This window comes from Vibrio sp. J2-3(2022) (assembly GCF_021725735.1).
Lineage (GTDB): Bacteria > Pseudomonadota > Gammaproteobacteria > Enterobacterales > Vibrionaceae > Vibrio > Vibrio diabolicus.
The window spans coordinates 484288-503740 of record NZ_JAKKCK010000003.1 but is presented as its reverse complement, the minus strand read 5'-3'; the positions used below and the strand labels follow the sequence as shown (position 1 = coordinate 503740).

Annotated in this window: 21 protein-coding genes; 16 read left to right on the top strand and 5 right to left on the bottom strand. The window is 45.6% G+C overall.

Annotated features, from left to right (window positions below; all coding sequences use genetic code 11):
* The first annotated feature begins 50 nt into the window (after positions 1-50).
* Positions 51-374: a universal stress protein UspB gene (gene uspB, locus L3V27_RS14790; protein ID WP_005394407.1), complete on the top strand. Its 324-nt coding sequence runs from the start codon at positions 51-53 to the stop codon at positions 372-374.
* A gap of 179 nt (positions 375-553) precedes the next feature.
* The gene (locus L3V27_RS14785; RefSeq protein WP_237312166.1) at positions 554-1747 is read left to right on the top strand and encodes an NAD(P)/FAD-dependent oxidoreductase; all 1194 of its coding nucleotides are present in this window, start codon (positions 554-556) and stop codon (positions 1745-1747) included.
* A gap of 87 nt (positions 1748-1834) precedes the next feature.
* Here the strand turns inward: L3V27_RS14785 and L3V27_RS14780 are convergent, their stop codons facing one another.
* The gene (locus L3V27_RS14780) at positions 1835-3178 is read right to left on the bottom strand and encodes a sigma-54 dependent transcriptional regulator (protein WP_012841235.1); all 1344 of its coding nucleotides are present in this window, start codon (positions 3176-3178) and stop codon (positions 1835-1837) included.
* 435 nt (positions 3179-3613) lie between these two features.
* On the opposite strand from L3V27_RS14780, the gene L3V27_RS14775 reads away from it, so the two are divergent.
* From L3V27_RS14775 to L3V27_RS14755, 5 genes are all read left to right on the top strand, one after another.
* Positions 3614-4165 (top strand): BON domain-containing protein, encoded by a 552-nt coding sequence (locus L3V27_RS14775; protein ID WP_012841234.1) that lies wholly within the window; start codon positions 3614-3616, stop codon positions 4163-4165.
* Positions 4166-4210: 45 nt separating this feature from the next.
* On the top strand, positions 4211-4387 hold the full coding sequence (locus L3V27_RS14770; protein ID WP_012841233.1) for a DUF1328 family protein: 177 nt from the start codon (positions 4211-4213) through the stop codon (positions 4385-4387).
* An 8-nt stretch (positions 4388-4395) separates the two neighbouring features.
* The gene (locus L3V27_RS14765; protein ID WP_048624594.1) at positions 4396-4593 is read left to right on the top strand and encodes a hypothetical protein; all 198 of its coding nucleotides are present in this window, start codon (positions 4396-4398) and stop codon (positions 4591-4593) included.
* A 103-nt stretch (positions 4594-4696) separates the two neighbouring features.
* Positions 4697-5128 (top strand): hemerythrin domain-containing protein, encoded by a 432-nt coding sequence (locus tag L3V27_RS14760; protein ID WP_005394414.1) that lies wholly within the window; start codon positions 4697-4699, stop codon positions 5126-5128.
* A gap of 142 nt (positions 5129-5270) precedes the next feature.
* Positions 5271-6929: a diacylglycerol kinase family protein gene (locus L3V27_RS14755; protein ID WP_005394415.1), complete on the top strand. Its 1659-nt coding sequence runs from the start codon at positions 5271-5273 to the stop codon at positions 6927-6929.
* Positions 6930-7133: 204 nt separating this feature from the next.
* Here the strand turns inward: L3V27_RS14755 and L3V27_RS14750 are convergent, their stop codons facing one another.
* Together L3V27_RS14750 and L3V27_RS14745 are read right to left on the bottom strand one after the other, a co-directional pair.
* Positions 7134-7532: a hypothetical protein gene (locus L3V27_RS14750; protein ID WP_005379193.1), complete on the bottom strand. Its 399-nt coding sequence runs from the start codon at positions 7530-7532 to the stop codon at positions 7134-7136.
* A gap of 154 nt (positions 7533-7686) precedes the next feature.
* The gene (locus L3V27_RS14745; protein ID WP_005394423.1) at positions 7687-8124 is read right to left on the bottom strand and encodes a DUF2383 domain-containing protein; all 438 of its coding nucleotides are present in this window, start codon (positions 8122-8124) and stop codon (positions 7687-7689) included.
* A 363-nt stretch (positions 8125-8487) separates the two neighbouring features.
* On the opposite strand from L3V27_RS14745, the gene L3V27_RS14740 reads away from it, so the two are divergent.
* The 4 genes from L3V27_RS14740 to L3V27_RS14725 are packed head-to-tail and all read left to right on the top strand — an operon-like array spanning position 8488 to position 10749.
* Positions 8488-8736, top strand: coding sequence for a hypothetical protein (locus tag L3V27_RS14740; protein WP_005394426.1), 249 nt, complete (start codon positions 8488-8490; stop codon positions 8734-8736).
* A 46-nt stretch (positions 8737-8782) separates the two neighbouring features.
* On the top strand, positions 8783-9295 hold the full coding sequence (locus tag L3V27_RS14735) for a hypothetical protein (RefSeq protein ID WP_104970021.1): 513 nt from the start codon (positions 8783-8785) through the stop codon (positions 9293-9295).
* On the top strand, positions 9240-9635 hold the full coding sequence (locus L3V27_RS14730; RefSeq protein WP_237312164.1) for a hypothetical protein: 396 nt from the start codon (positions 9240-9242) through the stop codon (positions 9633-9635). The genes L3V27_RS14735 and L3V27_RS14730 overlap by 56 nt, the downstream gene beginning before the upstream one ends.
* A 43-nt stretch (positions 9636-9678) precedes the next feature.
* Positions 9679-10749: an AI-2E family transporter gene (locus L3V27_RS14725; protein WP_005394430.1), complete on the top strand. Its 1071-nt coding sequence runs from the start codon at positions 9679-9681 to the stop codon at positions 10747-10749.
* A gap of 18 nt (positions 10750-10767) precedes the next feature.
* Here the strand turns inward: L3V27_RS14725 and L3V27_RS14720 are convergent, their stop codons facing one another.
* Positions 10768-13215 carry a bifunctional diguanylate cyclase/phosphodiesterase gene (locus L3V27_RS14720; RefSeq protein WP_237312162.1) on the bottom strand — a complete coding sequence of 816 codons (2448 nt, stop codon included), beginning with the start codon at positions 13213-13215 and terminating at the stop codon, positions 10768-10770.
* Between the two features lie 191 nt (positions 13216-13406).
* Entirely contained in the window at positions 13407-14315 is a 909-nt protein-coding gene (locus L3V27_RS14715; RefSeq protein WP_237312161.1) for a DMT family transporter, read from the bottom strand.
* 168 nt (positions 14316-14483) lie between these two features.
* On the opposite strand from L3V27_RS14715, the gene rmuC reads away from it, so the two are divergent.
* From rmuC to tatA, 5 genes are all read left to right on the top strand, one after another.
* Positions 14484-16016 carry a DNA recombination protein RmuC gene (rmuC, locus tag L3V27_RS14710; protein ID WP_005394435.1) on the top strand — a complete coding sequence of 511 codons (1533 nt, stop codon included), beginning with the start codon at positions 14484-14486 and terminating at the stop codon, positions 16014-16016.
* Positions 16017-16094: 78 nt separating this feature from the next.
* Positions 16095-16874, top strand: coding sequence for a bifunctional demethylmenaquinone methyltransferase/2-methoxy-6-polyprenyl-1,4-benzoquinol methylase UbiE (gene ubiE, locus L3V27_RS14705; RefSeq protein WP_005394436.1), 780 nt, complete (start codon positions 16095-16097; stop codon positions 16872-16874).
* Positions 16875-16885: 11 nt separating this feature from the next.
* Positions 16886-17521: an SCP2 domain-containing protein gene (locus L3V27_RS14700; RefSeq protein WP_065646522.1), complete on the top strand. Its 636-nt coding sequence runs from the start codon at positions 16886-16888 to the stop codon at positions 17519-17521.
* Complete coding sequence (ubiB, locus tag L3V27_RS14695) at positions 17518-19152, top strand: ubiquinone biosynthesis regulatory protein kinase UbiB (protein ID WP_104974618.1); 1635 nt, start codon at positions 17518-17520, stop codon at positions 19150-19152. The genes L3V27_RS14700 and ubiB overlap by 4 nt, the downstream gene beginning before the upstream one ends.
* A 52-nt stretch (positions 19153-19204) precedes the next feature.
* Positions 19205-19450, top strand: a complete 246-nt coding sequence (gene tatA, locus L3V27_RS14690; protein WP_005382958.1) for a Sec-independent protein translocase subunit TatA — start codon at positions 19205-19207, stop codon at positions 19448-19450.
* The last annotated feature ends 3 nt before the right edge of the window (positions 19451-19453 follow it).

Below are 19453 nucleotides of genomic sequence, written 5' to 3'. Positions count from 1 at the left end.
ATTGATCGTCTTTTTCTCTTGAGCATTGTTGAAGATGTAGGGAGGAAAAGATGATCAGTGGAGACACAATCTTATTTGCGCTAATGGTGGTAACTGGAGTCAACATGATCCGGTATCTTACCGCTCTTCGTTCTCTAATTTACATCATGCGTGAAGCGCATCCGTTGTTATATCAGCAAGTTGATGGCAATGGCTTTTTTACCACCCATGGAAATGTCACCAAACAGGTGCGTTTGTTCCACTACATCAAGAGTAAAGAATATCACCATCACCACGATGAGATTTTTACTGGTAAGTGCGAAAGGGTGCGTGAGCTATTTGTTTTATCGACCGCTTTGCTCGGTGTTACCCTACTCGCGGCCTTCATTCTTTAACGAACAATAATCTAGCGAGTTAATCTCCTAGGACTGCACGGGCATGTATAGCGCTTACCGTTTAAGCGCTTTTCCCCTTCGAGATTTGTCGGTAGAATGTCGCGCCTAGAAAGCAAGGATGTGCAATGTGCACATCCTTTTTTATTTCGATTCGATACCAATCAGTCTAAGAGCTACCGATGAGTAAGAAATTTGATGTTGTTGTAATTGGCGCAGGCGCAGCGGGTTTGATGTGTGCTGCAGAAGCCGGCAAGCGAGGCCGCAGTGTTTTGGTGCTCGATCATGCTAAAAAGCCAGGACGTAAAATCCTTATCTCAGGCGGTGGCCGTTGTAACTTCACTAATTACGACGTCTCAGCCAGCAACTACCTATGCCAAAACCCGCATTTCGTTAAGTCGGCGCTTTCCCAATACACTAACTGGGATTTTATCTCGATGGTGTGTAAGCATGGTATTGAATTTGAAGAGCGCGATCACGGTCAGCTGTTTTGTGTCGATGCGTTTACGGCGAAAGACATCGTGAAGATGCTGTTGACTGAATGTGATATGCCGAATATCGAGCAGCGGTACCAATGCGATGTTCACTCAATTGAGAAAATCGATGAAGGCTTTCGTTTTCATGCTGGCACTGAGATTGTCGAGTGTGAGTCTTTAGTTATCGCAACCGGTGGCTTGTCGATGCCAAAACTGGGGGCGACACCATTTGGTTATAAAGTCGCGGAACAATTTGGTCTTCGAGTTATCCCAACTACGGCAGGGCTTGTACCATTTACGTTGCATAAAGAAGACAAAGAAGATTTTGCTGAGTTATCTGGTATCGCGGTACCTGCGGAAATTACAGCTGAAGATGGCACCATGTTCAAAGAAGCCCTGTTGTTCACACATCGTGGTTTATCTGGCCCAGCCGTTTTACAGATTTCATCATTCTGGCGAGCGGGGCAAAAGGTGTCGATTAATCTGGTGCCAAACGATGATGTTGCCGAGTTATTAGAACGCAGCCGTGAAAAGCATCCGAATCAGTCGCTCAAAAATACGCTCGCTAAAGTGCTACCAAAGCGCTTGGTTGAAGTCTTGATTGAACGTAAAGAGCTGGTCGATAAACCGCTAAAGCAGTTCAATCAAAAGGAGCTTGCGGCGATTGTGGATCGTTTAGAGCATTGGGATATCGCCCCGAATGGCACTGAAGGCTACCGAACCGCGGAAGTGACACTAGGCGGTGTGGATACCGATCACTTATCTTCGAAAACCATGGAATGCAAAGACATCAAAGGGCTGTACTTCATTGGCGAAGTCATGGACGTGACTGGCTGGTTAGGGGGCTACAATTTTCAGTGGTGCTGGTCGAGCGGCTTTGTCGCGGGTCAGTGGGTGTAATCAAACGCTACACATCCGCATAAAAGATAAGATAAAAAAAGAGCACTGAATCGTATTCCGTGCTCTTTTTTGTATTCCCACTGCGAGTTACTCGTCTTGATACTTTTCGAGTTTGTTGTAGAGCGTTTTAACGCTAATGCCTAACTCTTGCGCAGATTCCGTTTTATTGCCTTGATTCTCTTCAAGCGTATTGAGAATGGCGGCTTTTTCTAGCTCTTCTAGCGAAACGCCCGCTGGAACAAGGTCTTCGATGCTGGTGCCTGTTTCCAATGGCGGTGTATCGAATATCAGGTGTTCATCTCGGATGGTGTCATCAGCCAAAATAAATGCACGCTCGATCGTGTGTTTGAGCTCACGGACATTACCTGGCCAATCGTGCACGGCGATTTTTTGGATGGCAGAATCAAGAATGGTTTTGGTTTTAGCCTCATTTGCGTTGCGGTGCGCGATAAAGTGCTTAGCCAGACCGACGATGTCACCGCCTCGCTCTCGCAGCGGCGGTATCGTTAATGGAAAGTGCGATAAGCGGAAAAACAGATCTTCACGCAGGAACTGCTCTTCAATGGCGACTTTAGGATCACGGTTGGTGGCGGCAATGATGCGAGTGTTGGCGATATGTACCGTATTACTGCCCACTGGGCGATATTCTCCGGTTTCCAACACACGCAATAGCTTCACTTGATGCTCGATAGGCATCTCGGTGATTTCATCTAAAAACAGCGTGCCGCCTTCTGCCTGTTTAAATACACCTTGGTGAGTTTTATTCGCTCCGGTAAAGGCGCCTTTTTCATGGCCAAACAGTTCACTATCGACCAATTCTGGGCTAATCGCACCACAGTTAATCGCGATAAAGGGTTGTTGCTTGCGATCACTGGCTAAATGAATGGTCTGTGCGACTAACTCTTTACCTGAGCCGCTTTCACCGACAATGAGGACGTTGGCTTCTGTTTTTGCGACGCGTCGGATCATGCGATAGAGCTGATGCATTGGCGATGAGGACCCCACCAAAAGGCCAAATTGGTCGAGATCGCTAGTGGACACTTTACGTCCTTGATCTTGTTTTTGCTGATAGTACTGGCTGACTTCGCTTAGGGTGTCCGTCAAAATGGCAATATCGACGGGTTTTCTGTAGTGAAAAATTGCACCTAAGTTCATTAGCTTATCCAAATTTTCGTTTGGAGCACCAGAGCTAATGATGATCAAGTCCATATCGTAGATGTCTTCGATATTAGAAAGGCGCTGGTAATCTGCGCTAGTAAAGTGGGCGACTTCAACAATCGCAACTTCCGGTTTGAGTTGTAGGAAATCTTCAATCCAACCATCTGCGGCATCGGTATTATGCAGACGAAATTTGTTCAGTTCCTGGCAAGAGGCGATAGCATCTTTAAGTGTCGGGTCTTGTATTCGTAGAAACAGGCTTGGCAACGACATAGAAATGTCCTCTTTACTATGACAGAAACAATGTACGTGGATTATTCTAAGTGCACAAGACAAAATATTGTCAGCAGAGATTTAAGGGTCTGTAGGCTATTTTAATGTTGTTGAACCTATCTTGGTATATATCAGTAATAATTCTGATAAATATTGCTTCTTTATTCGGGTATCTCACGTTTTAAATAATAATTCTGCGATTAAGTAAAGTTGAAGAAATAATGTCTCATCTTTTATTGGCGTATTATGTAATTGATTGCGAAATTATTAACGATTAAAAATTACATTTCTTCTGTGTAAATAATTCATGCTTATATTTTCTTGTTTGTCTTATTTTTATCTTTTGTTTTTATTATTCCTTTAAAAACAATTGGTTAAAAACTTGGCACATGGTTTGCTCCTATGGAAATACAACGTCAATAAAGGAGAATTACCATGAATAACATCGCAGCTAAAATTGTACTTACGTCAGTTCTTGCTACTTCATCTACAGCAGTCTTAGCGAGTGATAAATGGGAAAAAGAATCCATGGACGCTTGGCTAGATGGTAAAGCCGAAACTACGCTGCTGCTAAACAGTAACCTTAACTCTTTTGATATCAACACCGATGTTGAAAATCAGGTAGTTACCCTTTCTGGTTCGGTAAACAATGACCTTGAAAAATCGCTTGCCGAAGAGCTTGTAACAGGTCTTGATGGTGTGAAAAAAGTAAACAACGAATTGTCAGTGGTGAATGAAGGTAAGAAAGAAACCGATTCAGAGGCATTAGCCACACTGACCGACTCTAAAATCACGACTATAGTTAAAACGCGCCTACTGATGGATACCAATGTAAGTGGTACGGACATTGATGTAACGACGGAACGTAAAACGGTAACGTTGGCAGGTAAGGTTAATTCAGATGCGGAGCATGATCTTGCACTTTCAATTGCAAATAATACCAATGATGTAAATAAGGTGATTGATAAGCTAGAAGTGGTTCAATAATAACGAGCCGAGTGACCTAACCCACTTTTATTAGGAGGTAACACTATGGTTCGTTGGATGTTTATTTTTCTGGCTTTGGCACTGGTTTCTGCACTACTAGGTTTTACTGGTATTGCAGGGGCGGCGGCCTCTATCGCGCAAGTGATATTTTACCTATTCCTATTGTCATTAATTGTATCAATAGTGATTGTTCTGCTAGGAAGAAAAAACGTAAATAGATAGGAGATTTCATGCGACTTACGTCATTAATTTACCGTATCGCCGCAGTATTTGGTTTGGTGTTCGCACTGGCTGCTTGTAGTGAAGAAGGGCCAATGGAACAGGCAGGCAAGAAGATAGATGAAGCCGCCGAAGAAACTCAAAATGCGATTGAAGATGAGTGTGAAAATATTAAAGAGAACTTGAACGCAGAAGACCAAGATTGTTAGTCGAGTCAGGTCAGCTTTTTGTTCACAGCAATGTAAGAGAAGGGCGGTCAATCACCGCCCTTCCTTTTATCCCAAGTGTTTACAATCAGATGAGGAGTCAAAGATGAAAAACATATTTGATGTACTAAAAGAGAGTCATGAAAAGCAACGCCTTTTACTCGATGCTCTGATGGAAACGTCTGGAGATTCCCCTGCACGCGAAGAGTTTTACCACAATCTGAAGGATGAACTCGAACAGCACGCCGCCGCAGAAGAGCGTTTTTTCTACGCGCCTTTAATCGAGAGCGATAAAACCATCGATCTTACTCGTCATGGCATCGCAGAGCACCACGAGATTGATAAAGTGATTGCACAGCTTGATGCAACCGACATGAGCTCGCCAGCATGGCTCAACCTCATGAAAACTTTGCGTCACAAAGTATTGCACCACCTCGAAGAAGAAGAGCAGCGTTTTTTCCAATTGGCCGGTAAGGTGATGACCGATCAGCAGAAAATGAAACTAGCGGATAGCTACGTCGAAGAAATGGCTAGTTAGGTGGAGTATTGGTCCTTTTCGTGCCATTTCGGCACGGGAAGGGGCCCAATCAAAGCGTTTACCAAGCTAATTAGCCTAAACTAAAACCAGCTTATTCTCACTTTCACTAAAAAAGCGCACTCGCTGAAGGCAAGGAGAGCGAATGTTTATCATCAAATATTATATTCTTGGCGCTCTGATCAGTTTATTGGCCGCTATTTATATTCCCCAAATCATGGTTAGCCTGTTGTTCTTATGGGTATCTCTTTCTTTAGCATTAGTCAGCGTAGCCTACGTTTTCGACATTCCCTCCATTTTTAGAAAAAACCAAGACGGCAAGATTGTCAGGTGGATCCGCTGGGCATTCATCCCCTTTTTACTGGGCGCTAGAGCGTATAATGCCTGGGAAAGACGGCGCGATACTGTGCCTCCGATCCAAAAAGTCAGCGATAATTTATACCTCTCCCGTCGGCTATTTCAGAGTGACTTAGATTTTCTCGAATCCAATGACATCTCTTGTATTGTCGATGTCACCGCAGAATTTGCTGGGCTTGAAAGTGCGATGACCGACAAGCAGTTTCATTACCTTTCGATTCCGGTGCTCGACCACAAAGCCCCAACGTTGGAACGCTTGCGTCATGCGATTAACTGGATTGATACGCAAATCTCGTGCTCGCGAGCTGTGGTTGTGCATTGTGCGTTAGGGCGTGGTCGATCGGTGTTTGTTGTTGCGGCGTATCTACTGAGCAAAGATCCGTCGCTGACGGTTGAATCTGTGATGAAAAAAATCAATGACGTGCGCAGTACCGCGAGATTGAATAAATTGCAGATCAAAACGTTACGAGCGATAAGTGAAAAAGGCGTACTGGGTCTGGATCAGTCCACTTGGATGGTGGTTAACCCTGTTGCAGGTGGCGGCAAATGGGAGGAAAACGAACAGCACTTGATTCGTGAACTAACCAAAAAATATCGCTTGAGTATTCATCAAACCACCACAAATCTCAGCGCTGAGCAGCTCACGCTGCAGGCAAAAGAAAGTGGGGCTAAGCAAATTATCGTAGCGGGTGGCGATGGCACAGTGACGGAAGTGGCGAACCAGCTGGTAGGTACCGATATCAAACTCGGTATTGTTCCGCTCGGAACCGCCAATGCGTTATGTCATGTGCTCTATGGAGTTGGCGCAAAATTCTCACCAGTCGAAAAAGCGTGTGAAGCATTGCTAGCAGGTCACTGCCAACGTATTGATACGGCTGAGTGTAATCAGAGGCTTATATTGTTAGTCCTAGGTATTGGCCTAGAGCAGAAAATGATCGAGCATGCGCAGCGAGAAGAGAAAAACACCTTTGGACAATTGGCCTACTTAACGGGCTTTTTTAACGCGGTGGTGGCGGAAGAGACGCAGACGTTGACTGTTGCGATGGATGCGCCATTTGAAGATGGAAACCGCGAAAATGGATCACAAACGCTAGAAGTTCATAGCTTTGTCGTTGCGAACATCGCTCCTTTTAGTACGTTGCTCGCGCAAGGTGGTGGTGCTCCGCAGCCTGACGATGGCAAGCTGCATATCACGTATTTAGATAACACCGAATCTTTAGGTGGACGCCTCATCGCATTGTCTGATCTGACATTAACCAGCGTAGGTGCGCAGGAGGAATCGACTCATTTTCAATACGCGACGGCTCAGAATGTCACTATTTCTGCGAACAAACCGATTGAGTATGTGATTGATGGTGAGCTTTATTCTGATGAGCAATTAGCGATTAAGCTTCGTCCAAAATCGTTGAATGTATTTGTCCCAAGCGGGAGAAGTAAATCGGCTTAGCTTTAAAACAGATAAGCGGTGGATAACGCGCCATTTGCCTAGTGCTTTATAGCGTGCCTTTGTTTACCGGTTTAGTCGTAGTTTTGAAGGAACCAATAAGGTCGCTGCGTAGGTGCAGCGGCTTTTTTATATCGGCATTTTTTGTATCTGAGAGAGCGTCTATTTATCGTTCTCGAAGTGAAAGGAAGAAGGGGGTGAGTATGACTACTCACCCTGGGGTAAGTGCTTTTCAATTTCATCGTTTTCGACTTGTAAAGCAGCTAACCAGTAAGAAACAAGCGCCGTTAAGTTAGTGTCGTCAATGGCTCTGAGTAGCGCTTTTAAATCATCTAACAACAACTTGTTCATGAAATGCATTTCTTTGTAATTACCTAATTCGGCAACGCCGTATTCGGTGGCATTTTCTGCAATGAATTGTTCACCATCTTGGTCGAAGAACAACTTCGCCATCTTTTTGATCATCACTTTTTCTATTTTAACGAATCGATACGCCGCTCTTGCGAGTGTCATATGCGATTGCGGATTAACGAGAGGCAAACACGTTTGGCGATGGTGTGTCATTTTTACGAGTAGCTCCCTTACTCGATTATTATCCAATGTCATACTGACCTCTTTATTTATGACTACCGTGTTGATTACTCGGTTTAGTGTTTTCTAGTTTTGGTTGTATTGAGGTGCCTGTGGCCTTATCAGAAATGGCCAAAACAAGTTGGCCATTTTCTCTGCCAGCGCTTGATTGCAAGGCGACCATTAAGGATTAGCTGATAAGGCTGATGCTGCTGAGCTTTTCTTTACAGCTTTTGATATCACTGCGAACTTTCAGTAGAACCGAATTATCCGCTTGCTCTGGGTGGCTAGTAATTAGGTTTTCGATCTCTTTGAGCACCTTGCTTTCAACACCTTCGAGCTGTTCCAAATACATGGACTCTTTGTCAGAAGACACCTCCTTCATCACATCGCTGTATACCTCACGCGCTTTAATGGTGTAGGAAACCGGAGTGTCGTCGGCAGAGTCTTCCTGGTTATTTGCCAATGTGTAGGGAGTAAGCTCAAGCACCGCTCGCTCACGTACTCTAAGCAGTTCTACCAACACATTATTCAAAGAAGTGTTGTCAATGTTCTCAATGGCCTTGTTGTAAATGTCATTTCCGCTCTCGATAAGCTCAATGATTGAGGCGATATTTTCATTTTTCATATCTCACTCCTGATTTGGTTGGTGATGGGAGTGTTTGTACGTATGGGGAACAAACACAGATGTTTCATCTTTAGTTGCAGGTTGTATGCCAAGGAATGTTATTTTTCTATTAATCAATTGGTTATGAGTTTATTGCGCAAGAATTGGAGGGTTGCAGACAAGGCGCTAAGAAAAAATTACAAGAATGCTGGGGAAGTCTGGAAAGAATTACACGTACAGATAAGGGTTTGTCGTGAAATAAAACAAAAACCAATTAAAAACATGTATTTATAATTTTGGCACGGATATAGCTTTGTAGTGAGTAAGTGAGTTCAAAAGTTGTTTCACTTTATTTACTACTCAACTCATCAACGGAGGCTAGTTATGGCTACAACAAAAGAAAGCACAGTAAAACCTCAAGAGCAGTTAGAAGAAGCATATCACTTAGCGGAGCAAGCCACGACGGAAGCCGTCGGCGCAATGAAAGACCAAGCTAAAGAGAAATTTGATGTGGGCGCGGAACACGTTCAGCAGGCGACCAAGTCGGCAGAGAACGTTATCAAGGAGCGTCCATTGCTGAGCATTGGTTGTGCCTTCCTTGCGGGTTGGGCGGTTTCGAAGCTGATCAAATAATCACGGTCCAACGGATTAAGCCACATAACAGAAGGCGAGGGTTCCAATGAATAACTCCGGACAAGTCACCAACCAGCAACCAGGCTCGGCCGCAGCAGACAGCGGTCGAGCCCCAAGTGGGGCACAAGAGCAGGATATCCAACAAACCATCAATGGTTTGAGCAGTATTCTTTCACAACTGGACCAATTGACTCAATCGCTGAAAGCGTGGTCGGGTTCAACGTTGGATTTGTTCCTCTTGGAGGTGAAAATTAATGCGTCCGCAGCGCGACAGATTTTGCTGTGCACCATTGTTTTTACCTTATTGTCGGTATTGTTCGTGTTCAGTTTGTGCCTTGCCTCTGGTGTGGTGGCTTATCAGCTGACCGCTAACGTGTATGTTGCAGTGGGCGTATTTATTGCGTCCTTAGGTTTGGCATTATTGTCTTTAGCTTGGTGGCAGAAGCGTTTAGTTGGTTTCCTTGGATTCAAAAATACGACAGAACAGTTGCAGGAGGGGTGGGATGCGCTCGCTACAAAAGCTCAATCGAGCCATGCGAATCAAGCGGATGGAAGGTAAGGCATCTTTAGAGCAATGCTGCTTGTCGATGGAAATGTTCACGTTTACCACTAAGAAGTTTGTGAAAGAAAATCCTTGGACGACGCTAGGTATTAGTGCTGTCGTTGCCGTTACCGCTGCCAAAGCGGGTCGATTGTCTCGACTGACTTCCTCTATTTCTTCCATGGGGCTATTGGCGAGTAGTGTCTCCGAACTAACGGATTCGCTTGCCAAGCCAGTTAGGGCCGCGTCTTCTAACCAGTCGGGCGTAGAACAAGAGCGAAATGCTGAACTACAAGCAGGCACTACTGCTTCGACAGAAGAGACCGCGACACAAACAGAAGTCGAGCAACCCCAATAACGGCTTTCGCCGATAATGATTCCTACCGACCTTGAGCCTTTTTATGACAGCGAAATTGAACATCCCTGCCAACACCGCGATTGGTGCAACCCTTCTTGTCTTATTGCTCGTTCCAGGGTTGTATTTTGCTAAGCCAATCTTGTTACCTATTGTGCTTAGTACCTTTATTTCTCTGTTATGCAGTCCTTTCATTAATTATCTTGAAGACAAAGGTTTACCGCGCGCGATTACCGTCGTGGTGACTCTGTCATTCTTGGTTGGTGCTTCAATTATTGGCCTTGCTGCCATGTCGGAGCCAGCTAAGCAGTGGTGGTCTGAACTACCCAGTATCGTGAAAAATGTGTCGCAAGAAGTGAGTGAAGTGACTCAAGCCTCGGCGGATCACCTTAATACGCCGCTGAATATTGCCAGCGATATGGGTATGGATGAAGTCGGGAATAACACCGTATTTTCTTTGGTGAAGACACTCGCGACCACGACGCCGACCATTTTGACACAAGCGATGATCGTGCTGTTTATGGTTTATTTTATGCTCAATCATGGACGCAGCTTATTTCGAAAGTCAGTGTCGTACTTGCATGGGTTTGCCAAGCAGCGCCAAGCGATTGAACTGGTCAAAGCACTACAGAAAGACCTATCTCGATACATTGGCACTATCACGTTGGTGAATGCGGGACTTGGGTTGAGTGTTGGGGCGGTGTTTTTTGTTCTAGGCCTTGAGGACCCGTTCTTGTGGGGCGCGTTTGCTGGCGTGATGAATTTTGCGCCGTATCTCGGCCCAGTCATCTCCATGGTGAGTTTCGGTTTTGTGGCTTATCTGCAGTTGGAGTCGGTCAGTTTTATGCTCACTGTGGTGTCTATCTATTTGTTGATCAACTTGATTGAAAGTCAGTTTGTCACGCCAACGTTATTAGGGAAAAGATTCAATTTAAATCCGTTAGTGATCTTCGTTTGGCTCGTGTTCTGGGGTTGGCTTTGGGGCGGTATGGGGCTCTTAATCGGTGTACCGCTATTGGTCTGCATTAATATTTTGGTTGAACGTCTAGAGCTGTGTCAATCAACTCAAAGTCAACCAAGCCAAACCATCCCCGAGGATGTGGCTCCACGAGAATGACTTGGGCGACAAGCTGGCTCAACGAAAAAGTTTTTCCGCACTTACTGGTCGGCTAAAAAGATACCCTTGACCGTAAACACAGCCTTTTTCGAACAAGTAATCGGCTTGCTCCTGAGTTTCTATTCCTTCCGCTACCACTTTCAATGACAGTGTTTTGCCCATGGCGATAATCGCATTTACAATCGCATTGCTATCGCTGTTGCTGGGTACATCACTGACAAACGAACGATCAATTTTCAGCTTATTGATGGGTAAACCTTTCAAATAAGACAAAGACGAATAGCCTGTGCCGAAATCATCCAGAGAAATCTCGATGCCTAAGCCTCTTAGTTGATTTAACGACGCAATGGCTTGTTGAGGGTCGATCAGTAAAAAGCTCTCGGTGATCTCCAAATCCAGCCGTTGAGCAGGAAAATCGGTTTGATTGAGGATATCACTCAATCTCTGAATGAAATTCGATTGCTGAAGCTGTAATGCCGACACATTAACCGCAATTCTGCCAAACTCAATGCCTTGCTTCAGCCAAGCATTTCCTTGCTGACAAGCGTGTAGCAAGACCCACTCGCCAATGCTTTGGATAAGCCCCGTTTTTTCTGCAATTGGAATAAAGTCGGCTGGTGGTACAAGGCCAAATTCGGGGTGCTGCCAGCGTAATAAGGTTTCAACGCCAACAATCGCATGTTGATCCAAGTTATATTGTGGCTGGAACTCTAATCGAAGTTGCTGTTTTTCTATCGCTTGATGTAAAGCAGATTGAATGCGCACATGAGATACGGATTTATCGGTTAAATCTGGCGAGTAAAATGCGTAGCCGTTGCGCCCATTTTTCTTCGCTAAGTACATTGCTGTATCTGCGTTTTTGAGTAAGGTTTCGCTGTCTTGGCCGTCTCTTGGGTATAAGGCTATGCCAATACTGGTCGAGACGCGCAGTGAGTCGTGATTTGCCAAGTCGAACGGTTGTTGGAAAACGCTGAGAATATCACCGACGGTTTCCAGCAAAGCCACATCACTGTGGACGTCCGGCAAAATGATCACGAACTCATCGCCGCCAATACGAGCCACATGCGCATTTAAGTGAAGAATATCTTGCAGACGGATAGCCAACTTAGACAGTAACTGATCACCACAAAAGTGACCCATGCTATCGTTGATGTGCTTGAAATGGTCGATATCCAGAAATAGGGTGGCAAACGTCTGTTGGTTCTTGTGCCCGGTTTCAATGTGTTGCTCAAGCAAGCTAAGTAAATGGGTGCGATTAGGTAGATTCGTTAACGGATCATAAAAGGCCATGCGCTGCAGTTTTTCTTCGTGTGCTTTACGCACGGAAATATCTTCAAATACACAGATGTAGTTAATGAGATGATTTTTATCGTCCATTACGGCACTAATGGTCGCTAACTGCGGGTAAATGCTGCCATCTTTCTTTCGGTTGATGAACTCGCCTTTCCATTGACCTTTGGTTTCGAGCTGATGCCACAACTGTTTATAGAAGCCTTGGTCATGATGACCTGAGCGCAGAATTCTAGGGTTCTTTCCAATCACCTCTTCAGAGCGATAGCCGGTGATTTGAGTAAAGGCTGTGTTTACATCAATGATGTTGGCATTGCGATCAGTAATGACCATGCCTTCTTGTGAGTTATTAAAAATTTTGGACGCCAATGAGAGTTGCGTTTCGACCATTTTCCGGCGTGTGATGTTGCGCGTCATGCCCAGAATGCCAATTAAGTTACCGTCATTATCACGGACAGGAGACTTAATGGTTTCTAGCCAAGTTGGGTTATTGTTTTCATCAATTTGGCGGCATTCTTCGACGATGTTCAGCGTGCCTGTCGCCACGACCAAGTTATCGGCCTCAATGAACTTCTCTGCTCGCTCGTGGCTAAACAGTGCGAAATCGTCTTTGCCGATGATCTCACTGTTGGTCTTTTGCCACGCATTTTCTACGCTTCGGTTGGTCATCGAATAAAGACCATCCATGCCTTTTATCCAAATATGGTCTTCAAGGCAGTCGATAAACTCTTGCAGCGTCGGTAATGGTGTGGTCGCTGTAGTTTGATGGCGTGTTCGTTCTTGCTGGTAGTGTGAGCTGATATCAAAGCTCATTCTTCCCACTAATGCACTCAGCCAAGCAGAGACTACTGTGATTTGATCGTCAGGGTGAGTTAGCGCTAATACGGCAAACAGATCGCCATTTGGTAGCCAAATCGGGCCTATGCTCAAGGTTTGCTGACCAAAGGATGTGTGGCTTATCGTCAAGTCTGTCGGTGTAAATTGAGCGGTAACTTGCACTACCACTTCGACGATAGCGCGATGATTTTGAGCCGAGGTGGACACCTCAGTTGATAGCCACTGCTGGGTATCGCTCAGAGTATAAAGTTGTCCCTGAGCTTGAGTAGCATCACAGCATTGTTGCAGAGCCTGTTGCCAGTCTGCCATCAAAGGCGAAGGAATAGCGAAGCGAAACATAATTAATAACGTGTCCTGAAGCGCCCAAAGATAGTGGTATTAGAATCTAGCTTAAGCTATTGGGCCGTGTTGGTATCGTATCCAACGCTTAGGTAATTCCCAGCAGCGTAAGGCGCTTTCTATCATTAAACTGTTAGCTATATCTCTTTTTTATCCAACTCATTGCATCGTTTGTTGAGGTTTTTTGTTCATCATTGAGAAGTGCTCATGGCTTTGGTTTTTTTACCCCACGATACTTGTTGGACCACTAATCCACTGATGATCAGTATTAAACCAATCAAGGTTGATGGATGAATTTCTTCACCAATGATGGTTGCCAATAGCATCAGTGAGATGAATGGCGAAGCAAAGATCAGATTACTGATGCGGGCTGTGTTTTGCGTCGATTTGAGGGCGCTCAGCCATAGGACGAAAGTAATCCCCATTTCAAATAGCCCGACATACGTCACCGCTGCCCAACCTTTAATTGAGATTGCCTGCCAGCTCGCACCTTCATAAATACTTAAACCAATGGCAAATGGAATAGCGACCAAAAAACCAAGTAATACACCAACCACAGGGTCGGCCTTATTTTTGGTGTTTAAAATCCAGTAACCAGCCCACAACAGTGTCGATAGCAGCGCCAGCCCCACGCCCAACGGGCTCTCGAATTGCATGCCGAGAACATTGCCTTGTGTGGCAATCACAATCACACCTATATAACTAAAACCGCAAGCGAGCCAATCCTTAGCTCGGATCTTCTGCCCTAAGAAAACAGCAGCCATTAGCGTCAAGGTAATGGCCCAGCTGTAGTTAATTGCTTGGGCTTGAGATGCAGGAAGCAAGTCATACGCTTTAAAGAGAATGACGTAATACGCCAAGGGGTTAATCAACCCAAGCAGTAGGTAATACCAAGGGTTTGAGAGGAAGGTGGCACTTAATTGGCCCAACTTGCCTTGCACACCACAGATTACCGTCAGCGCAATCGCAGAGACGATACTGGCAATGCACAGCATTTGGATTGGCGTAAATTCTGCCAACGTGAGTTTAAATGCGGTTGCAACGGTAGACCAAAGTAATACTGCTGAGAGCCCAAATCCTAGGGCGCGACGCTCGTTCATGATGCCTCTGCGTGATGATGTGCCGCTCGGTCTGGTTCATTTGAGCGGAAGAAAGAATATTATAGGAAGGCCTAGTGTATGCGAGGATTTTTCATCCAACAAACTGGACATTTATCCAGTGTCTAAATACCATTGTTATAGATACAAAACACAGGCTAACTCGCTATTATGCAATGGATTCTTGAGTACCAATCTCTCATTCTCTCTTCTCTTTGCGCTGCCACGCTTAGTGGTGTCGCCGTCGGTTGGTGGGTGAAACAGCGTTTTATCACCCAAACTCAGCTTCTCGAACAACAACTTGTTTCAGAAAAGCAGCTTCACCAACAGCAGCTTGAACAGGTTAAACAAAGCCTTGCCGATGCCCAGCAAGAGTTGGATGAATTAGATGATGAGCGCGATAAAGCCGCGTTTGAAGTACGCCAAACACATGGAAAGCTGATGGCAGCAATGGAAAAACTGCGTTACTTCGAGGCCGTAAAGCAAGAGCGCCAGCAATACTTTGATGAGCTTGGTCAGATGCGTGAGCACAAATCACGTCTAGAAACGCAACTGCGTGAGCAGCAAGCACGTCATGAGCAAATCAACCAAGCCAATGCCGAAAAACTGCAAATTCTAGAGCAAGCGGAAGCGCGCCTGAAACAGCAATTTGAGCACTTGGCCAACCAACTGTTTGAAGAAAAAACCGCGAAGGTCGACTTGCAAAACCGTCAGAGTTTGGAGGGTTTGTTGTCACCGCTCCGAGAGCAGCTAGAAGGATTCAAAAAGCACGTTAATGACAGCTTTAGCCAAGAAGCTAAAGAGCGCCATACCTTAGTGCATGAGCTGAAAAACCTGCAACGTTTGAATGAGCAAATGACGCGCGAAGCGGTTAATTTGACCCAAGCGTTGAAAGGGGACAACAAGCAGCAAGGTAACTGGGGCGAAGTGGTGCTCGCTAGGGTGCTTGCCGAGTCTGGCTTACGTGAAGGGCACGAATATCAGACTCAGGTGAATTTGCAAAATGAAGCAGGCAAGCGCTACCAACCTGATGTGATTGTTCATCTCCCACAAAACAAACAAGTGGTTGTGGATTCCAAAATGGCGCTGGTTGCCTATGAGCGCTATTTCAACGCCGAAACTGATGCCGAGCGAGACCAGGCTTTGAGTGCGCACTTAGCCGCACTGCGTGCTCACATTAAGGGTTTAAGCATGAAGGACTACCACAAACTCAAAGGTATTCAGAGTTTGGATTATGTGCTGATGTTTATTCCGGTTGAGCCTGCGTTCCAAGTTGCGATTCAAGCCGATCCAAGTTTGATCAAAGACGCGATGGAGCAAAACATCATTTTGGTGAGCCCAACAACGTTGCTGGTGGCACTGCGCACCATTGATAATCTATGGCGCAATGAACGCCAGAATGAAAACGCCAAAATGATTGCGCAGCGCGCGACAAAACTCTACGACAAACTACGATTGTTTGTGGACGACATGGAAGGGCTTGGCGGTGCGCTGGATAAGGCGAATCAAAGCTATCAAGGCGCAATGAACAAGCTTGCCACAGGGCGCGGGAATGTGATTCGTCAAGCCGAAAGCTTTAAGCACCTTGGGGTTGAAATCAAACGACCAATTTCTTCTGACCTCGCACAGTTAGCGCAGAGTGATTCATTTTCAGAAAATGACCCGTTAGTAGAAAGACATCCGGCTGAGGATAAAGTAAACTAATCGCCCGCAGTGCAGTGGGCGATTTTATTTGTCAGCAAACGCCCCGCAGAGAGAAAGCGCTGCCTAAGAGGAATTAGAATGACGGACACAAGTTTGCAATCCAATACAGCGTTAGAGAATGAAACCACTCACTTTGGTTTCTCTACAGTGGCAAAAGACGAAAAAGTGACTAAGGTTGCCGAAGTATTCCACTCCGTGGCAACAAAATACGACATCATGAATGACCTGATGTCTGGTGGTATTCACCGCCTTTGGAAGCGCTTCACTATCGATTGTAGTGGCGCTCGCCCTGGCCAACGTATTCTTGACCTAGGTGGTGGTACGGGTGATTTAACGGCGAAATTCTCGCGTATTGTTGGTGATGAAGGCCATGTCATCCTTGCCGATATCAATAACTCAATGCTTAATGTTGGTCGCGATAAACTGCGCGATAACGGAATTGTGGGTAACGTGCATTACGTTCAAGCCAACGCAGAAGAACTGCCGTTCCCAGATGATTATTTTGATGCCATCACCATCAGTTTTTGTTTGCGTAATGTGACTGACAAAGACAAAGCGCTTCGTTCAATGTTCCGCGTACTGAAGCCAGGCGGCCGTCTATTGGTGTTGGAATTTTCAAAACCAGTGCTAGAGCCGTTATCGAAAGTATACGACGCATATTCATTCCACTTGTTGCCGAGAATCGGTGAGCTAGTTGCGAATGACTCAGAGAGTTACCGCTACCTAGCGGAGTCAATCCGTATGCATCCAGACCAAGAAACGCTGGAAGGCATGATGCAAGACGCAGGTTTTGAAAACACCAAATACTACAACTTAACTGGTGGTATTGTGGCTTTGCATCGCGGTTATAAATTCTAAGGGTTAACGGCATGCCATTTGAACCACTTATCACCGCTGTGATTGAAACGTCACTGAATACTCTGATCAAAGACGACCCTGCATTGGGCCGTCGTTTAGCGCGTCTAAAAGGTCAAGTTATTCAAGTTCACCTGAAAGAGATCAATAAAACACTGACGTTCGTTTTTAGTCAGCAAATTGATGTGCTCGGTCATTATGAAGGACAGCCAAACTGCTACTTATCGCTCAACTTGAGCGTGTTGCCAGAGCTGCGTGACCAGGCCAACATCACTCGCCTTATTAAACAAGATAAACTTGAGCTTGAAGGCGATATTCAATTGGCGCAGAAATTCTCTCAGTTGATGGTGGATTGCAAGCCAGATGTTGAAGAGTGGTTGTCTCGCGTGACTGGCGATGTCGCCGCACATACCTTTGTGCAAGGTTCAAAAAACATAGGCAACTTCCTCGCATCTCAAGCAGAAAAACACCAGCGTCATCTTGCGCAAGTAGTGACTGAAGAGTGGAAGTTGGCACCTGCTCCTCTAGAAGTGGCGTATTTTTGCGACCAGGTTGATGAGGTTCGCAGCCAGGCTTCTCGCGTTGAAGCACGCTTGACTGCTTTGCTGAATAAGCTGGATGCAAATAAGCCGGCATTGGAGAAACCATGACGCCAGCAGAACTAAAGCGCTTATACCACATCGCCAAAGTACAACTGGAATACGGCTTAGATGAGCTGCTTCCCGATCACCAACTGACCAAAGCTCCGTTATTACTGCGCAAAAGCCTGTTCTGGATTAAGAACAAGCATCCAGAAAAACCACTCGGTGAGCGCCTGCGTTTAGCGTTGCAAGAGCTGGGGCCAGTTTGGATTAAGTTCGGTCAGATGATGTCAACGCGCCGTGACTTATTTCCTCCGCATATTGCTGATCCCCTAGCTTTGCTTCAAGACCAAGTCGCGCCATTTGATGGTGAGCTAGCAAAAAAGCAGATGGAGCAAGCATTAGGTGGTCCGTTAGAAAACTGGTTTACCGAGTTTGATATCAAACCACTGGCGTCAGCATCGATTGCTCAGGTGCATACTGCGCGTTTAAAAGACTCTAACCAAGAAGTGGTATTAAAGGTTATCCGCCCAGATATTCGCCCGGTCATTGATTCAGATCTAAAACTGATGCACCGAATGGCGCGTATAGTCGCCGGAGCGATGCCTGAAGCACGTCGTTTGAAACCAGTTGAAGTTGTACGTGAGTACGAGAAAACATTGCTTGATGAACTCGACTTACGACGTGAAGCGGCGAATGCCATTCAGTTGCGCCGCAACTTTGAAGGCAGCGAAGAATTGTATGTTCCTGAAGTTTTTCCTGACTTCAGTAATGAAACTGTCATGGTTTCTGAGCGAATATATGGCATTCAAGTCTCTGATATTGAAGGCTTGAAAGCAAATGGCACCAATATGAAATTGCTCGCGGAGCGCGGCGTGAGTGTGTTCTTCACTCAGGTGTTCCGAGACAGCTTCTTCCATGCCGATATGCATCCGGGGAACGTGTTCGTCAAACCAGAACACCCAGAGAACCCAATGTGGATCGGGCTAGATTGCGGAATCGTTGGTACACTTAATAGTGAAGACAAGCGTTATCTGGCGGAAAACTTCCTGGCGTTTTTCAATAGAGACTACCGCCGAGTTGCGGAGTTACATGTGGACTCAGGATGGGTGCCTGCCGATACCAATGTCGATGAGTTTGAGTTCGCGATTCGTATTGTGTGTGAGCCTATTTTTGCTAAGCCACTGTGCGAAATCTCCTTTGGTCATGTGCTGTTGAATTTGTTCAACACGGCACGTCGATTCAATATGGAGGTTCAGCCACAGCTTGTATTGCTGCAAAAAACGCTGCTGTACGTGGAAGGTCTTGGTAGGCAGTTGTACCCTCAGCTTGATTTGTGGGAGACCGCAAAACCATTCCTTGAAGAATGGATGATGAATCAAGTTGGGCCGCAAGCTTTGGTGAATGCGATTAAAGATCGCGCACCATTTTGGGCAGAGAAGTTACCGGAACTGCCAGAGCTGCTTTACGATAGCCTGAAACAAGGTAAAGCGATGAACCAACGCATGGATCAGCTTTACCAAGGGTATCGTCAGAGCAAGCGCCAGCAGGCGACAGGAAAGTTTTTATTTGGCGTTGGCGCCACTTTAGTCGTATGCTCGGCAATATTGGTGAACAATGCTTTTGAGCAGCTTTCGTTGGCCAGCGGTATCGCAGGTGTCACATTTTGGCTGCTTAGTTGGCGAGCTTATCGTCAATAGACGTTAAACTCTTGAAATATTTTTGTTTATTTAAAGACCCGAGGTAAAGAGAATGGGTGGTATCAGTGTTTGGCAACTTCTAATCATTGCTGTAATTGTTGTATTGCTATTCGGAACTAAGAAACTACGCGGTATCGGTGGCGATCTGGGTGGTGCCGTTAAGGGCTTCAAAAAAGCGATGAGCGAAGATGAACCTGCGAAAAATGACAAAGACGCAGACTTCGAACCAAAAAGTCTAGAAGAGCAGCAGAAAAAAGAAGCTGCTCCTGAAACGAAAAAAGACAAAGAGCAGGCGTAAAAC

Excerpts from the sequence above, each read along its gene's own strand:
- uspB (WP_005394407.1), top strand. The coding sequence starts at position 51 with ATGATCAGTGGAGACACAATCTTATTTGCGCTAATGGTGGTAACTGGA.
- L3V27_RS14785 (WP_237312166.1), top strand. The coding sequence starts at position 554 with ATGAGTAAGAAATTTGATGTTGTTGTAATTGGCGCAGGCGCAGCGGGT.
- L3V27_RS14780 (WP_012841235.1), bottom strand. The coding sequence starts at position 3,178 with ATGTCGTTGCCAAGCCTGTTTCTACGAATACAAGACCCGACACTTAAA.
- L3V27_RS14775 (WP_012841234.1), top strand. The coding sequence starts at position 3,614 with ATGAATAACATCGCAGCTAAAATTGTACTTACGTCAGTTCTTGCTACT.
- L3V27_RS14770 (WP_012841233.1), top strand. The coding sequence starts at position 4,211 with ATGGTTCGTTGGATGTTTATTTTTCTGGCTTTGGCACTGGTTTCTGCA.
- L3V27_RS14765 (WP_048624594.1), top strand. The coding sequence starts at position 4,396 with ATGCGACTTACGTCATTAATTTACCGTATCGCCGCAGTATTTGGTTTG.
- L3V27_RS14760 (WP_005394414.1), top strand. The coding sequence starts at position 4,697 with ATGAAAAACATATTTGATGTACTAAAAGAGAGTCATGAAAAGCAACGC.
- L3V27_RS14755 (WP_005394415.1), top strand. The coding sequence starts at position 5,271 with ATGTTTATCATCAAATATTATATTCTTGGCGCTCTGATCAGTTTATTG.
- L3V27_RS14750 (WP_005379193.1), bottom strand. The coding sequence starts at position 7,532 with ATGACATTGGATAATAATCGAGTAAGGGAGCTACTCGTAAAAATGACA.
- L3V27_RS14745 (WP_005394423.1), bottom strand. The coding sequence starts at position 8,124 with ATGAAAAATGAAAATATCGCCTCAATCATTGAGCTTATCGAGAGCGGA.
- L3V27_RS14740 (WP_005394426.1), top strand. The coding sequence starts at position 8,488 with ATGGCTACAACAAAAGAAAGCACAGTAAAACCTCAAGAGCAGTTAGAA.
- L3V27_RS14735 (WP_104970021.1), top strand. The coding sequence starts at position 8,783 with ATGAATAACTCCGGACAAGTCACCAACCAGCAACCAGGCTCGGCCGCA.
- L3V27_RS14730 (WP_237312164.1), top strand. The coding sequence starts at position 9,240 with ATGCGCTCGCTACAAAAGCTCAATCGAGCCATGCGAATCAAGCGGATG.
- L3V27_RS14725 (WP_005394430.1), top strand. The coding sequence starts at position 9,679 with ATGACAGCGAAATTGAACATCCCTGCCAACACCGCGATTGGTGCAACC.
- L3V27_RS14720 (WP_237312162.1), bottom strand. The coding sequence starts at position 13,215 with ATGTTTCGCTTCGCTATTCCTTCGCCTTTGATGGCAGACTGGCAACAG.
- L3V27_RS14715 (WP_237312161.1), bottom strand. The coding sequence starts at position 14,315 with ATGAACGAGCGTCGCGCCCTAGGATTTGGGCTCTCAGCAGTATTACTT.
- rmuC (WP_005394435.1), top strand. The coding sequence starts at position 14,484 with ATGCAATGGATTCTTGAGTACCAATCTCTCATTCTCTCTTCTCTTTGC.
- ubiE (WP_005394436.1), top strand. The coding sequence starts at position 16,095 with ATGACGGACACAAGTTTGCAATCCAATACAGCGTTAGAGAATGAAACC.
- L3V27_RS14700 (WP_065646522.1), top strand. The coding sequence starts at position 16,886 with ATGCCATTTGAACCACTTATCACCGCTGTGATTGAAACGTCACTGAAT.
- ubiB (WP_104974618.1), top strand. The coding sequence starts at position 17,518 with ATGACGCCAGCAGAACTAAAGCGCTTATACCACATCGCCAAAGTACAA.
- tatA (WP_005382958.1), top strand. The coding sequence starts at position 19,205 with ATGGGTGGTATCAGTGTTTGGCAACTTCTAATCATTGCTGTAATTGTT.